A 14,140-nucleotide genomic window follows, 5' to 3' on the forward strand; every position below is an offset into this window, starting at 1 on the left:
GAAACACCCCTTTATTGATCGTACCAAACCAAAGATCATCATGATCATCTTGTAAAATACTTGAGATAGCCTCATCTTTAAGCTGAGCATGAATACTGACAAAACGGTTGTTCACCTGCTTCCATGCGCCTTGTTCACTGCCTACAATGAGTTCACCTTGGCGGGTCAAATACAAGGTGTATATTGGACTTTGTGGTAAACCTGAATCGGGAGTAATTAATCGCGCTGTTTTATTATTAATTTGATACAAGCCTTTGCTGGTTGCAGCCCAAATCATACCGGCTTTGTCTTCTATTAGGCGATAAGCACTGAAGTTTTCTAAAATCGCCGTGTCCGGCGCACTATCAAACTCTCGATATACAACACCTTGGCCCTCAAGAGCTAACCAAGTTTCATCGGAAGGTGTTTTTAATACATGATTTACCATCGCAGTGGCATTAGGCTTAGCGTGCCATTGCCCTTGATATAAATGACTGATCCCACCTCGGGCACCCACGATATATAAACCGCCATCAGCTTGTGGGGCTAAACTACGTAAACCAGAATCTGGTAAACCAGTTATTTCCGTGCGTGTAAATAGTTTAAACTCACGGCCATTAAATCGGGCTAATCCTTCCCATGTGGCAATCCATATATAGCCATCATTTGTTTGCACCACACTATTGATACTATTGTGAGGCAAACCAGAACGGGTATTCCAAGTTTCGGCAAAGTAGTCATTAAGAGGTAAACGGGTTTGCTCAGCAGCAAAGCTGCTAAAAACAACAAAAAAGAAAAAGCAAAGACCTAAACGAATCATTATACTAAACGCCTTCGTAATTATGGCGAGCTAACAACTTAGCATTAACGCAAATTAAATAGATAATGATTTACTAGTAGTTAATTATCATTATATTTTTTGTATAGGAATTATACTAACATAGTCTGAGTTTTATTTTCATTAACTAAATAACACAATTCGTTTACGACTACGCTAAGCACACAGAGCGTCTATGCTTTGCTGCAGCTGGTCAATAAACTTCGCTACATGTAAACCATCCATCAATGCATGGTGCACATCTATTGAGATAGGCAATGTCCCCTTTTGCGCATCAAACTGTCCAAACACTAATTTAGGAATGCCGAAATGATTACCTTGTGTATGTGCGTGAGAGAAGCTTGTAAAGTTCAACCACGGTAAAACCGAAATATGGATCAAATCAGTCTGACCTTCGGTTTGCGCAAAAGCAGTTGAGAATAATGGCTGTTGCTTTGCAGCTAAGCTAACTTTATTTGCATGCACTTGAAAGTCGTTAAACGTAGCTTGTTGTGAAAAATAGCTAAACCTAAAGGTATCATCATCAGCAAGCTCTACAACACTGGCACGTTGAGCAGCTAGTTGCCAAGGTACACCGTCAATGATCCTCAGTAACATTGGTTGATAAGCATTGCTTGCCTGCAATGTCGCATAGATATAGGCATGAAAAAAAGAGCATTGCTGTGATTTACAATACTGATACAGCGCCCCCATATCTAATTGTACACATACATTAAAATAAGGTTGCGTAAACTCTTTAAACAGTGAGAAATGTTGTTGGCGTGGCCATGTGGCTAAATCGATGGGCGTCATATCTTTAGAAAACTATACAAGTCAGGATGACCGTATCGTGAGGGATTTACTGAATAATGTAAAGGCGTGCAATTGCACGCCTAAACGCGTTTATTATAAACCGTTTTCGATTATCTCTTGTGCGAGTTCGTCTGCGATCAAATGCGTTGATTTTTGCTCTTTCTCACTTCGCGAAAAAATTTCAGTTAAGGTTTTGAAAATCCCCTCAACATGTTTATTTGATGCCTCAGCACTGTAACCTTCTGGCGCTGTTTCATAATAAACATTAATAATACCACCTGCGTTAATCACATAATCTGGTGCGTATAAAATACCTTTTTCACGAATGATCTCACCGTGGCGAGACTCGGCTAATTGGTTATTTGCACAACCAGCAATAATTGTCGCTTTAATGCGTGGAATAGTCGCATCATTTACTGTTGCACCAAGTGCACACGGTGCATATACATCGACATCAAGGTCGTATATTTCATCAATGCCTACAGCAGTCGCAGTAAAATCATTCACGACTCGATCAATTGCCACTTGGTTGATATCAGTTACAAACAAGGTCGCACCCGCGTCATGCAAATGTTTACATAAGCCATAAGCAACAGCGCCTAAGCCTTGTACTGCCACTTTAATGCCACTCAAGTCTTGGTGACCACGTTGATGTTGTAACGCCGCTTTAATTCCTAAAAATGTGCCATACGCTGTAAATGGTGATGGGTTACCACTTTTACCTTCAAGGCCTAATACATAGTTAGTTTCTTTATTCATAATAGCCACATCATCACAGGTGATGTTTACATCTTCAGCAGAATAGTAACTACCATTTAAGCGCTCTAATTGGCGACCAAATGCACGGAATAACTGTTCAGACTTAATTTCTTTGGCATTACCAATGATCACAGATTTACCACCACCAAATGGTAAACGTGCTACCGCATTTTTGTAGGTCATACCCTTTGATAAACGAAGCGCATCGACAACAGCGTCGTCATCACTTGCGTAATCCCACATTCTGCAACCACCAACAGCAGGACCTAAATTAGTATTATGAACGGCAATAATTGCACGAAGGCCTGATTCTTTATCTGAACAAAAAACCACTTGTTCGTGGTTATCAAAATCAACTCGATTGAACACAGCCACTTTATCTTACTCCGAAATTTGTAACCCGTGAGAGGGTATGCACGCTGAAATTGCCGAGACTCTACCACTTCATATTACAGCTTGCCACTATATGAGATGATAAAACCTATCAATATCAGGCGCTGTAATAAATAAGCTAATTTATCGCAATTTTAAACATTTTAAATTCAAAAAAAGTTACTTTTTAGAATAGCTAATTAACTTAACTAAAAATATAGCATGATAACGTTTACGTGAACGTCAATTTGAATATTATTGTAAAGTTTAAATTACAAGGCAATAAACAGCAACAAGAGAGTAATGATGGGTGTTTGCGGGAGATTAGGTGGTTTACATCCAACTGGTCAGAGCTGATAAGCGGTATCTGAGAAGACTCAAATACCGCATAATAAAGCGAATACTTATTTTAACTTAGCGTCTAACTCTGCAATTTTAGCTTTCCAAATTGCTGGGCCTTGGGTATGCGCATTTGCGCCTTCACTATCCACTGCGACAGTGACTGGCATATCTTCTACTTCAAATTCATAGATAGCTTCCATACCTAAATCTTCAAATGCCACTACACGGGCTTTTTTGATTGCTTTAGATACTAAGTAAGCTGCTCCACCTACGGCCATCAAATACACAGATTTATTGTTTTTGATAGACTCAACTGTTGCAGGGCCACGTTCCGCTTTACCAATCATGCCAATTATGCCAGTTTTTTCTAGCATCATGTCAGTGAATTTATCCATCCGAGTTGCTGTTGTAGGACCTGCAGGGCCCACTGCTTCATCACGTACCGCGTCAACTGGGCCAACGTAGTAAATAAACTTATTGTCAAAATCAACACCTGCTGGTAACCCTTCACCAGAATTGATCATATCTTGCAGACGTTTATGCGCTGCATCACGACCAGTTAATATAGTCCCTGACAGTAATACTGTTTCGCCCATTTTCCATTCATGCGTATCTTCTTTAGTTAGCGTATTTAAGTCAACACGACGCGTACCCTCACCCACTTCAAATGTGACTTCTGGCCAATCTTCAAGTTTTGGCGCTTTTAAGTTTGCAGGACCTGAACCATCTAATGTGAAATGTACATGGCGAGTCGCCGCACAATTTGGGATCATAACCACAGGTTTTGAGGCCGCATGAGTCGGTGCGGTTTTTATTTTCACATCAACCACTGTTGTTAAACCGCCAAGGCCTTGTGCGCCAATACCGAGCTTATTTGCGCGCTCAAATATTTCTAAACGAAGTTTCTCTTCGGTGGTTTCTGCGCCACGTTCCATAAGCTCATGGATATCAACTGGATCCATAAGTGATTCTTTTGCCATTACTGCGGCTTTTTCTGCCGTTCCACCAATACCTATACCTAGCATGCCTGGTGGACACCAACCAGCGCCCATGGTCGGCAAGGTCTTTTCGACCCATTCAGCCACATCATCAGATGGATTAAGCATCACCATTTTACTTTTATTTTCAGAGCCGCCGCCTTTTGCTGCCACCATTACTTCAACATTGCCGCCTGCCACTAAATCAATGTGCACGACCGAAGGCGTATTATCTTTGGTGTTTTTACGGCTACCTGCAGGATCTGCAACAATAGATGCACGCAATGGATTATCTGGATTCAAATAAGCACGACGCGTCCCTTCGTCAACCATTTGCTGTACGGTTAAATCTGTTTTGTCCCACTTAACATCCATACCTACTTTCACAAAACAGGTAATAATACCTGTGTCTTGGCACAAAGGACGTTTGCCTTCTGCCGACATCCGCGAGTTAATTAAAATCTGCGCAATGGCATCTTTTGCCGCTTTACTTTGTTCTTTGTTATAGGCTTTTTCGAGCGCTTGAACAAAATCAAGTGGATGATAAAACGAAATATACTGCAATGCATCTTCAATGCTATCAATAAAGTCTTGCTGACGAATTGTACTCATAGGGGTTCCTTAAATTACCTTTACGTGAGAACACGTAAACTAGGCCAAACCAGTGACGGTGGTTTGTACAGCGCTTAGGCAACGTCACTAAACGCTGCCAAAAAATTATAACTTATGATACCCTCCTAGCCCGTTTCGAGCCAGTTCTTCAGGGTAAAAAAATAGATGATAAAGCAACAAAAAACCTGTATTCAATTAGACATTTCGCTCAACTGCCTAGAGGTTTTCGCCTATTTTGCCCATTTACCTTATGCCGTGCTGCTGGATTCAGCCAACAGCGACCATATAAATAGTCGTTACGATCTGATTGCTATTGCACCAAAAATGCGCCTCGAAGTTAAAAATAACCACACGTTTATTGATGACAAGGCAACTGAACAAGATTGTTTTAGCATCATTAAAGCACAGCTAAATACTCTAGATAGCAGTAAAACTAAGCCTAACCTACCTTTTAGTGGCGGCTGGCTCGGGTATTTTGGTTACGACCTTGGCCGAGTCATTGAAAAACTTCCCAGCCAAGCTATCGATGATATCGATATGCCACAACTAGCTATTGGTCTCTATCTGGATGCACTTATCTATGATAAAAAGCTGCACAGTTGGTTTTATGTCGCACAGCCTGATGTTGATAGATCAGCAATGTATCTACAGGAGTTAGCTCACGCCTCTCCAATTACCTCGCCATTTGAAATCACCCGAGGCTGGTCATCAAATATGAGCCGCGCACAATACAGCGCTAAGTTTGCAAGAATTCAGGGGTATTTAAAAAGTGGCGATTGTTATCAAATTAACTTAGCACAGCGTTTTACAGCACAGTATCAAGGCTCACCGTGGCATGCTTATTGTACTTTGCGCGAAGCTAACAAAGCACCATTTTCAAGTTTTATTAATCATCCTGATGGCGCTATTTTATCTATTTCTCCTGAGCGCTTTATTGCCATTAATGATAATCAGGTTGAAACCAAGCCAATCAAAGGAACGCTGCCACGGTGTCTTGATAAAAAAGAAGATGCGTTACAAGCAACTCGATTACAAAATTCAGCGAAAGATCGCGCTGAGAATGTGATGATTGTTGATTTACTGCGCAACGACTTAGGTAAAGTTGCCAAACCTGGTACCGTGCAAGTCCCGTCACTCTTTGCGATTGAAAGTTTTCCTGCAGTACACCACTTAGTCAGTACCGTGACAGCAAAGTTAGCTGACGATAAAACTGCGGTTGATCAGTTGTATGCTGCTTTTCCGGGAGGGTCAATAACCGGTGCACCCAAAATTCGTGCGATGGAAATCATTGAAGAATTAGAACCGCATCGGCGCAGTATTTACTGTGGTTCAATCGGTTATTTAAGCGCTTGTGGCAATATGGATACCAGTATTACCATCCGAACTTTAGTGTGTCACAAACAACATATTTATTGTTGGGCTGGCGGCGGCATTGTTGCTGATTCACAAGTGGATTTGGAATACCAAGAAACTTACGATAAAGTAAATAAAATCTTACCTTTATTGAAGTAACCTGTGTGAATAGCAAACAGCTTATGGCTCGTTTTCAGCTAACTGCGCCTGCCAATGAGTATATACAGCCAGCTGATAAGAGACATTTTAAACAACGTCCCCAACGAGCCAGTGCCGTTATGTTACCACTGATTGATATAGATAACAGCGCGCACATATTACTATGCAAACGCCCAATGTTCTTAAATCACCATCCTGGGGAAATTTGCTTACCAGGTGGTAAGCATGAGTTGAGCGATGCAAACTTACGCCATACTGCACTGCGTGAACTTAGTGAAGAGCTAAATATCGCCCCATCAAATGTCACTGTCATCGGTCAATTAGGCGATTACTCAACTCTTACCGGCTTTACGATTACACCGTTCGTTGGTGTATTAGCCCCAGATACACATTGGCATGCAGACCAAAATGAAGTGGCCGCCAGTTTTTTGCTGCCCGTCAGCGCACTCGCTGATGTAAACAATTGGCAACCCTTACCTTTTCATCGCTTTGGCAAAACTATTACTTTACAAGGTTTTTCAACTCCTTACGGACTACTTTGGGGAGCCACTGCTAGCATTATTAAAAACTTTACAAAACAGCTTGCCATACCAGTATAAATCTCAATTGCAAAGGGTTACAAGGGTACAATTACGCGTTATTATGTGCGACCGTTCAAAGGCAGCAATCGTGCTGAGTAAAAGTAGAGTAAAGTTATTATGATCAGTGCATTCGATATGTTTAGTATTGGCATTGGCCCGTCATCATCACACACCGTCGGCCCAATGCGCGCATCGCGTTTATTTGTTAACGAACTACAACAACAAAACTTGTTAACCGATGTCACCAGCATTAAAGTTGAGCTATATGGCTCATTGGGACAAACAGGTATCGGCCATGGTTCAGGCAAAGCAGTTATCCTCGGACTTGCGGGTTATGATCCGGAAACCATTGATGCCGATTTAGTAGACGATATTCTCGCTAAAATTGAAAATGAACAAGTGATCCACTTAAATCAAGTGCATCAAGCAAAGTTTCCAAAACAAGGAGCGATTGTATTCCACCGTCGTAAAACTTTGCCAAAACACTCAAATGCAATGGAGATCATTGCTTTTAAAGGCGACGAAAAACTCCATAGTAAAGTTTACTATTCAATTGGTGGCGGTTTTATTGTTACCGATGAAGAATTTGAAAACGAAAAACAAGCTGCGCTCACTGTCCGTGAAGAAAATCCAGCCCCCTTTCCATTTGGCAGTGCCAAAGAATTATTAGAAATGTGTAAGGAGTCAGGCTATAGCGTATCAAGCTTGATGATGAAAAATGAAAAAACCTTACGCACAGAAGATGAAATAAAAGATGAACTATTCAATATTTGGCAAGTAATGAAAGCCTGTATTGAACGCGGTATGCGCACCGAAGGAATTTTACCTGGTGGTTTGAAAGTTAAACGTCGCGCCCCTAGCCTGTACTTAAAGCTCAATATTGAAGTCAGCAATGACCCCCTACGCGCAATGGACTGGGTGGATTTGTTTGCCCTTGCTGTTAATGAAGAAAACGCTGCAGGTGGCCGTGTAGTTACAGCCCCAACTAATGGCGCAGCAGGTATTTTACCTGCGGTATTAATGTACTACCACACATTCATTAAAGAAATAGACCGCGATATTGCAACTCGTTATTTATTAACTGCCGCTGCAATTGGCATCCTGTATAAAAAGAATGCCTCAATTTCAGGTGCTGAAGTTGGTTGCCAAGGCGAAGTTGGCGTCGCATGTTCAATGGCTGCTGGTGCACTGACTGAAATTGTCGGTGGCAGTGTATTACAAGTAGAAAATGCCGCTGAAATTGGCATGGAGCATAACTTAGGGTTAACCTGCGACCCTGTCGGTGGATTAGTACAAGTGCCGTGTATTGAACGTAATGCGATGGGAGCTATCAAAGCAATTAATGCATCGCGTTTGGCTATTCGTGGCAGTGGCGAGCAAAAAGTATCATTGGATAAAGTTATTAAAACCATGCTTGATACTGGTAACGATATGAAAACTAAATATAAAGAAACCGCTCGCGGTGGCTTAGCTGTAAATATAATTGAGTGTTAAGTTTTATAGTCATTAAAAAAGCCGCAATATGCGGCTTTTTTGTTTTCAAAAGATTAAAGTCACTTAACCGGTAACTCTATATCTTCAAACAGCTTATCTACGTCATCTTGATTACGTAGTAAACTCGCTCGCTCAACCCGCTCTTTGGTCAAATGTGGTGCAAAACGCTCTATAAAATCATACATATACGTACGTAAAAAGCTGCCTTTTCTAAAGCCAATTTTAGTGGTGCTGGCTTCAAATAAATGGCTTGCATCAATACACACTAAATCGGTATCTGCAATTTGATCAATCGCCATTGATGCTACAACACCCACACCTAAACCTAAGCGTACATAGGTTTTAATCACATCGGCGTCAGTTGCTGTAAATACAATGTGTGGTTCAAGTCCCTGCGCATTAAATGCTTTATCAAGTTCTGAACGGCCAGTAAAACCAAATACATAAGTAATAAGTGGATACTGGGCAATATCGGCAACGGTCAGCGACTCTGCTTTTTTAGCTAGTGGATGGTCTTTTGCCACCACAATACTGCGATTCCAGTGATAGCAAGGTAACATTACTAAATCAGAGTATAAATGCAGTGCTTCAGTGGCAATTGCAAAATCAGCATCGCCTCGAGCAGCAGCATCAGAAATTTGCTGCGGCGTACCTTGGTGCATGTGCAATGACACCGCAGGGTACTTTTTCATAAATCCTTGGATCACACTTGGCAGTGCATACCGTGCTTGGGTATGTGTGGTGGCAATATTCAACTTACCTTGATCAGGTAATGTATGCTCATTTGCAACCGCCTTAATACCCTCTACTTTAGAAAGGATCTCACGGGAAATATTAATTATTTCAGTGCCCGCGCTGGTAACGTGGGTTAAGTGTTTTCCACTTCGCCCAAAAATCTGCACGCCCAACTCATCTTCCAACATACGTACTTGCTTAGAAATACCTGGCTGTGAGGTAAACAAACTTTCAGCGGTTGCTGAAACATTAAGTTTATGATTTTGGACTTCGACGATGTATCTGAGTTGTTGTAATTTCATGGCTGCATTTTTTAGTGTAGTTATACTGCTTATTTATAAATGCTACATCGCGTCAAGCCAAGTTTTTTCTGATTAACAATAGAAAAAGGCTGTCTGGAATCGTATTTATAAGGTTATTTGCTTAGGCTAGCATAATCCCTCGTCTTGAGGTAGCCATCTTTTGAGCTGACGCGCAAAATGAAAAAATATCATACGCAGATAGTAATAAATGATGAGAAAGTGAATTCTTTTTTACATAAGCCGCGCAAAACTATCCCGTTAGCATATATTTAATGTAAGATTAAAATTATTAGCTTGTGAAATTTGAGACCTAAACCATGATCGTTTCTATTATTATTATGTTGATTGTTGCACTGATTGTCATTGCCCTCTGGGTCAGTGCGGTACAACAGCATAAAGAGAAACAAGAAACAGAACGCCGTAAAGACTTAACCAAACAAAAAAAAATCATTGAAGAATCAGAAGATGTTCTAGTAAATAGCGCCAACATACCTATGTCAGAACATATTTTACGTATTCTGCAACGGCGTATTCATGATGCGTTAGCAGCAATGGTGCAGCTATCTCCTAATTCAAAAGAGTTAAAGAATCGCTTAAAAGAAGCCAATGAACGTTTAGGGAACTCAATCGACACCGCTAACTCAGAAAACTTAGTGTTACCCGATAACGACAAGCAATTAATAGCACTTATTCAAGGTATCAAGAAAGTACGTGCAGTGCTTCGCTCAGAGCATGGTAAAGGAAAAGTAGACAGCCAAATTTTTATTGCTGAAGACAAGCGCTTAGAAAAGCTCCAATTACGAATTAATATTGAAAGCCAGATTAAACGAGGTATCTCAGCGCGCTCTGCGAATATGGTCGGTTCTGCACGCCAATACTTTGAAAAAGCGTACGCAACTGTATCAGCAGTAGCTTATAGCGACGATTATATAACTACAAAACGCCAAGAACTCGAAGGTTATTTAGAAGCAATAAGCACCGACCTTAAAGCCTCCAATGCAACTGCACTGAAGAAAAAAGCAGAGCAAGAACAAGATGATTTAGACGTGCTTTTTGCACCAAAGAAAAAGTGGTAAACCACTTTTTCTTTGTATTAACTTAGGATAAAAACGCAAATTTTATCACAAACATCGCTGTCAATATCCACACACTGATGCTTACTTGTTCTCGTTTACCACACAATACTTTAACAGCTGTATAAGAAATAAAGCCCAGTGCAATGCCATGAGCAATGGAGAATGTTAGCGGCGTCATCAGTAATACCACACTCACTGGAATGGCATCTGTCATATCATCCCAATTTACAAACTTGAGGTTTTGTAGCATTAGCACCGACACGTATAAAATAGCTCCCGCAGTTGCATAAGCTGGCACCATTTTCGCCAAAGGTGCAAAAAACATCATCAATAAAAAGCACATTCCTACAACCACAGCTGTAAGTCCTGTTCTGCCACCCACAGACACCCCTGCAACTGACTCTATATATGAGGTTGTGGTCGAAGTGCCCAATACTGAACCGGCAATGGTTGCGGCACTATCAGCACTTAATGCTCGTCCTAAACGTGGCATATTACCTTTTTCGTCCGCTAAGCCTGCTTTTTGAGTTACCGCAACTAAAGTGCCTGATGTATCAAATAAATCAACGAACAACAATGCAAAAATGACGCTAAGCATTGACAACTCAAATGCCGCTGAAAAATCAAGTTGCATAAAAGTAGGCGCAATTGAAGGTGGCATAGATATCACGCCTTGATACTCTACCAAACCCAGACTTAGCGCGATCACAGTTACTAATAAAATACTGATCAAAACACCGCTTTTAAAATCACGATAAAGTAGCGCTGCAATAACAAAAAAGCTAAAAATAGCCAACAATGGACCGGCAGCCGTTATATCACCCAGCTGCACTAATGTTGCAGGGCTGGCCACAATGATCCCGGCATTTTTAAGCGCAATTAACGCTAAGAACGCTCCAATTCCTGTTGCAATGGCTTGCTTTAACACCAATGGAATAGCATTAATTATCCACTCCCTGACTTTGAACAAACTCAGGAACAAGAAAATACAGCCCGACATAAACACAGCCCCTAATGCTGCTTGCCAGGTATAGCCCATACCTAATACAACACCATAAGTAAAGAAGGCATTAAGCCCCATACCAGGAGCCAAAGCTAACGGATAATTTGCCCAAAAGCCCATGATAAAGCAGCCAATAGCGGCAGCAATACAAGTTGCCACAAACGCAGCACCTTGATCCATACCAGCTTCAGCCAACATAGCAGGGTTGACAAACACAATATAAACCATAGTAATAAAGGTAGTGAGACCAGCAATACATTCGCGGCGCACAGTCGAGTTGTGGTCGCTAATTTTAAATAACGCGTCGAGCATAAGTGAGTTTCATTTTAGATGACAATAATTGTGTGATTTTATCATATATTTCAAGAATAACAGGACAATTAACCTGATATTAGACTAAACTGAGCAGGTAAATGACAACAATAATATGTGTGGCACTATGACAGATACCTCGCCAATCGGCTTAGATTTAGAACAACAGTTAGAAAACGTATTATCGTTTATCACCCAACCGAGCAAAGCCCCACACAGTGCGGTTAAAGCTGATACTCCTGATAACACTGTTAATAAAGCCCTGTATTATTTAAAAAATGATCAACCTCCTCTCGCAGCTAAATGGATGCGCTTAGCTGCAATGTCAGGTAATCAGCGAGCCCAATTTTATCTCGGATTATTTTTTATCAAAGGCCAAGGCGTACCTAGTAGTGTTTTTCATGGCGCAGTATGGCTAAGTTTAGCCAGTAGCCAAGGCTATGAGCCTGCAGCAACTGCCTTAACTGATTTACGTAAACATCTAGCCACCCGCCGCTTTAAAGATGCCCAGTGTTATGCTGCAACACTGTATGAGCAAATACACCAACAGCAGTTTGCTCACCTGATCCCCAACTCACCTTGAAAAGGGACTAATCTACCCTTTTCATTAAAATCAATTGCCGCCTCAATGTAACTAAGTAATATATTGTTTTATAAAATATTATTTTATTTTCTGCATATTTCCAAAGCTGATGGTATCAAATAAATATAAAAATCGTTCAAAAAGATAGCAAAAAACACTTGCACACAAACACTGTATAAACTACTGTATATGAGTACTGTATAAACAACCAGTGAGTGAAACTTATGTTACAGCCAATTACCATCAGAACAGTTAAAAGCTATCAACAAGATAATTTAAGCGCATCAGTAAATTTGATTCAGATAGAAGATGAGATATCTGCAACTTTTGAACTTCTAAAGGTGTTACACCATTACAATAATAAAAACGCATGGACGTTACTGATTGCACCGGATCACGTACCAAGTAAAGCTTTACTCGATTCATGTTCTATTGATACCAGTAAACTATTAGTGATCAGGCAAAAGCATCTGGTTAATTTAGAGTATGTACTAAATTCTGCACTACATAACGGTAACTTTGCAGCGGTGATCACCTGGACAGACATTGTGAGAGACAATCAAATAGCTAACCTGTCATTAAAGTTAGATCAAGCCAGTGCAAAACTATACTGTTTTACTAAAACCCAACAAGCTACAGAGATAGCATTAGCACAATAAGCTGTTAAAATGCCGTTTTTTAATAAAGCGTATTTTAATTATGACCTCACTCACTGACAGTCTTTGCTTATGTGGCAGCGAACAAAGCTATAGCGATTGCTGTGAAAAATTGCATTTAGGCAATATACAAGCAACAAGCCCAGAGCAACTAATGCGCTCTCGCTTTGTTGCTTATGCCTTAAAAAATGCTAAGTATATTTACCAAACTTATGCACAAGAAAAACAAGCAGCAAACCCACTCAGAGAAATTGCCGATTTTGCTAATAGTTGCCGCTTTATAAAATTAGCCGTGATCAGTGCAGATCAGCAAGAGTACACTGGTTGTGTTGAATTTTGTGTTAGCTATTTTTATCAAAACTTGTTTTGCCAACTGCATGAAAAATCAAGCTTCATAAAAGAAGATGGCCAGTGGCGTTATCTCGATGGTGAGATCTTCCCTGTTGCAGATATAAAAATTAGCCGCAATGATGAGTGCCCGTGTGGTAGTGGTAAAAAATATAAAAAATGCCACAGCGTGTAACACTTTCTTAGAGTATAGTTTTTACCGTAAGTATTTATAAATAATCATAAATTCAAAAAACTCGCAAGCCAACGTGGTCTGTCTAAGTGCGATTAACTCTTTGTTGCTTAACCTAAATTTTGGTTCATGTATTTTCTAACGCATTGATTTATAGCACTAATATTACTTTTACTCTCCAGCCAAAATTTTCAGGGAAAATAAGGCGAATTTACGCGTCAATAGCATGCCTATTACAAATAAATTCAACGCAGTTAACATTGAAAAATAGCCGCTGGAGATAGATTTATTATCCGAAGCTCAGATTACTTCCGCCAGTAGAATAACGCGGTAGCAGTAGCGAGCCCACTAGGTTAAAAACCTCTTGTCACGATTAAATCACTCCTAGATTAAACAAATTTTAATTCTGAAAGGTCAACATACTCTAGTACTTCACAACAACACCTATAAACAACTAACTCATCCATAAAGCATATCAATATTGCGTTAGAACCAGCCCCGTAACATGCAAATATCTAGTCATATCAAAAAACAATAAAGGAACAAATGTTAACTAAATTTCAAGTATCAAAAAACACTATAATAAAAACTAGAAAATAAATCGTTATTATTTTTATATTTTTTAAAATAATTAAAAAAACCTAACCCATTAATTTTAATTAAATATATTTATTTAAAACGCATAAAAACAAAAC

At 40.1% G+C, this 14,140-nt stretch carries 13 protein-coding genes; 7 read left to right on the forward strand and 6 right to left on the reverse strand.

Annotation, left to right across the window (positions count from 1 at the left end):
* From H5232_RS19940 to H5232_RS19955, 4 genes are all read right to left on the reverse strand, one after another.
* Positions 1–799: two-component regulator propeller domain-containing protein (locus H5232_RS19940; RefSeq protein ID WP_310736890.1), on the reverse strand; the 799-nt coding region annotated here is incomplete at its 3' end.
* A 174-nt stretch (positions 800–973) separates the two neighbouring features.
* Positions 974–1,609: a CatA-like O-acetyltransferase gene (locus H5232_RS19945; RefSeq protein ID WP_182739940.1), complete on the reverse strand. Its 636-nt coding sequence runs from the start codon at positions 1,607–1,609 to the stop codon at positions 974–976.
* Positions 1,610–1,702: 93 nt separating this feature from the next.
* A complete protein-coding gene (locus tag H5232_RS19950) occupies positions 1,703–2,743 on the reverse strand; it encodes a Glu/Leu/Phe/Val dehydrogenase (protein WP_182718436.1) in 1,041 nt (346 codons plus the stop codon).
* Between the two features lie 401 nt (positions 2,744–3,144).
* Complete coding sequence (locus H5232_RS19955; protein ID WP_145241038.1) at positions 3,145–4,671, reverse strand: fumarate hydratase; 1,527 nt, start codon at positions 4,669–4,671, stop codon at positions 3,145–3,147.
* A gap of 165 nt (positions 4,672–4,836) precedes the next feature.
* Between H5232_RS19955 and pabB the strand changes: the two genes are divergently transcribed.
* From pabB to H5232_RS19970, 3 genes are all read left to right on the forward strand, one after another.
* Entirely contained in the window at positions 4,837–6,183 is a 1,347-nt protein-coding gene (gene pabB / locus H5232_RS19960) for an aminodeoxychorismate synthase component I (protein WP_182831390.1), read from the forward strand.
* A gap of 5 nt (positions 6,184–6,188) precedes the next feature.
* Entirely contained in the window at positions 6,189–6,782 is a 594-nt protein-coding gene (locus H5232_RS19965; protein WP_246175607.1) for a CoA pyrophosphatase, read from the forward strand.
* A gap of 99 nt (positions 6,783–6,881) precedes the next feature.
* The gene (locus H5232_RS19970; RefSeq protein WP_145241045.1) at positions 6,882–8,258 is read left to right on the forward strand and encodes an L-serine ammonia-lyase; all 1,377 of its coding nucleotides are present in this window, start codon (positions 6,882–6,884) and stop codon (positions 8,256–8,258) included.
* Between the two features lie 59 nt (positions 8,259–8,317).
* On the opposite strand, the gene cysB is transcribed toward H5232_RS19970, so the two are convergent.
* The gene (cysB, locus tag H5232_RS19975) at positions 8,318–9,295 is read right to left on the reverse strand and encodes an HTH-type transcriptional regulator CysB (protein WP_145241047.1); all 978 of its coding nucleotides are present in this window, start codon (positions 9,293–9,295) and stop codon (positions 8,318–8,320) included.
* Between the two features lie 317 nt (positions 9,296–9,612).
* Between cysB and H5232_RS19980 the strand changes: the two genes are divergently transcribed.
* A complete protein-coding gene (locus tag H5232_RS19980; RefSeq protein WP_149982843.1) occupies positions 9,613–10,371 on the forward strand; it encodes a hypothetical protein in 759 nt (252 codons plus the stop codon).
* 22 nt (positions 10,372–10,393) lie between these two features.
* Here the strand turns inward: H5232_RS19980 and H5232_RS19985 are convergent, their stop codons facing one another.
* Complete coding sequence (locus H5232_RS19985; RefSeq protein WP_182718438.1) at positions 10,394–11,686, reverse strand: NCS2 family permease; 1,293 nt, start codon at positions 11,684–11,686, stop codon at positions 10,394–10,396.
* Positions 11,687–11,813: 127 nt separating this feature from the next.
* Here H5232_RS19985 and H5232_RS19990 point away from each other — a divergent pair, with 127 nt between their 5' ends.
* From H5232_RS19990 to H5232_RS20000, 3 genes are all read left to right on the forward strand, one after another.
* A complete protein-coding gene (locus tag H5232_RS19990) occupies positions 11,814–12,269 on the forward strand; it encodes a sel1 repeat family protein (protein WP_182739939.1) in 456 nt (151 codons plus the stop codon).
* A gap of 224 nt (positions 12,270–12,493) precedes the next feature.
* On the forward strand, positions 12,494–12,928 hold the full coding sequence (locus tag H5232_RS19995; RefSeq protein ID WP_182739938.1) for a SulA-like leucine-rich domain-containing protein: 435 nt from the start codon (positions 12,494–12,496) through the stop codon (positions 12,926–12,928).
* Positions 12,929–12,968: 40 nt separating this feature from the next.
* Positions 12,969–13,448: a YchJ family protein gene (locus H5232_RS20000; protein WP_149982847.1), complete on the forward strand. Its 480-nt coding sequence runs from the start codon at positions 12,969–12,971 to the stop codon at positions 13,446–13,448.
* Positions 13,449–14,140 lie beyond the last annotated feature (692 nt).

It is taken from the genome of Pseudoalteromonas sp. SG41-5 (assembly GCF_014164495.1).
GTDB classification, from domain to species: Bacteria; Pseudomonadota; Gammaproteobacteria; order Enterobacterales; family Alteromonadaceae; genus Pseudoalteromonas; species Pseudoalteromonas rhizosphaerae.

Excerpts from the sequence above, each read along its gene's own strand:
- H5232_RS19995 (WP_182739938.1), top strand. The coding sequence starts at position 12,494 with ATGTTACAGCCAATTACCATCAGAACAGTTAAAAGCTATCAACAAGAT.
- H5232_RS19945 (WP_182739940.1), bottom strand. The coding sequence starts at position 1,609 with ATGACGCCCATCGATTTAGCCACATGGCCACGCCAACAACATTTCTCA.
- H5232_RS20000 (WP_149982847.1), top strand. The coding sequence starts at position 12,969 with ATGACCTCACTCACTGACAGTCTTTGCTTATGTGGCAGCGAACAAAGC.
- H5232_RS19990 (WP_182739939.1), top strand. The coding sequence starts at position 11,814 with ATGACAGATACCTCGCCAATCGGCTTAGATTTAGAACAACAGTTAGAA.
- cysB (WP_145241047.1), bottom strand. The coding sequence starts at position 9,295 with ATGAAATTACAACAACTCAGATACATCGTCGAAGTCCAAAATCATAAA.
- H5232_RS19980 (WP_149982843.1), top strand. The coding sequence starts at position 9,613 with ATGATCGTTTCTATTATTATTATGTTGATTGTTGCACTGATTGTCATT.
- H5232_RS19955 (WP_145241038.1), bottom strand. The coding sequence starts at position 4,671 with ATGAGTACAATTCGTCAGCAAGACTTTATTGATAGCATTGAAGATGCA.
- H5232_RS19970 (WP_145241045.1), top strand. The coding sequence starts at position 6,882 with ATGATCAGTGCATTCGATATGTTTAGTATTGGCATTGGCCCGTCATCA.
- pabB (WP_182831390.1), top strand. The coding sequence starts at position 4,837 with ATGATAAAGCAACAAAAAACCTGTATTCAATTAGACATTTCGCTCAAC.
- H5232_RS19985 (WP_182718438.1), bottom strand. The coding sequence starts at position 11,686 with ATGCTCGACGCGTTATTTAAAATTAGCGACCACAACTCGACTGTGCGC.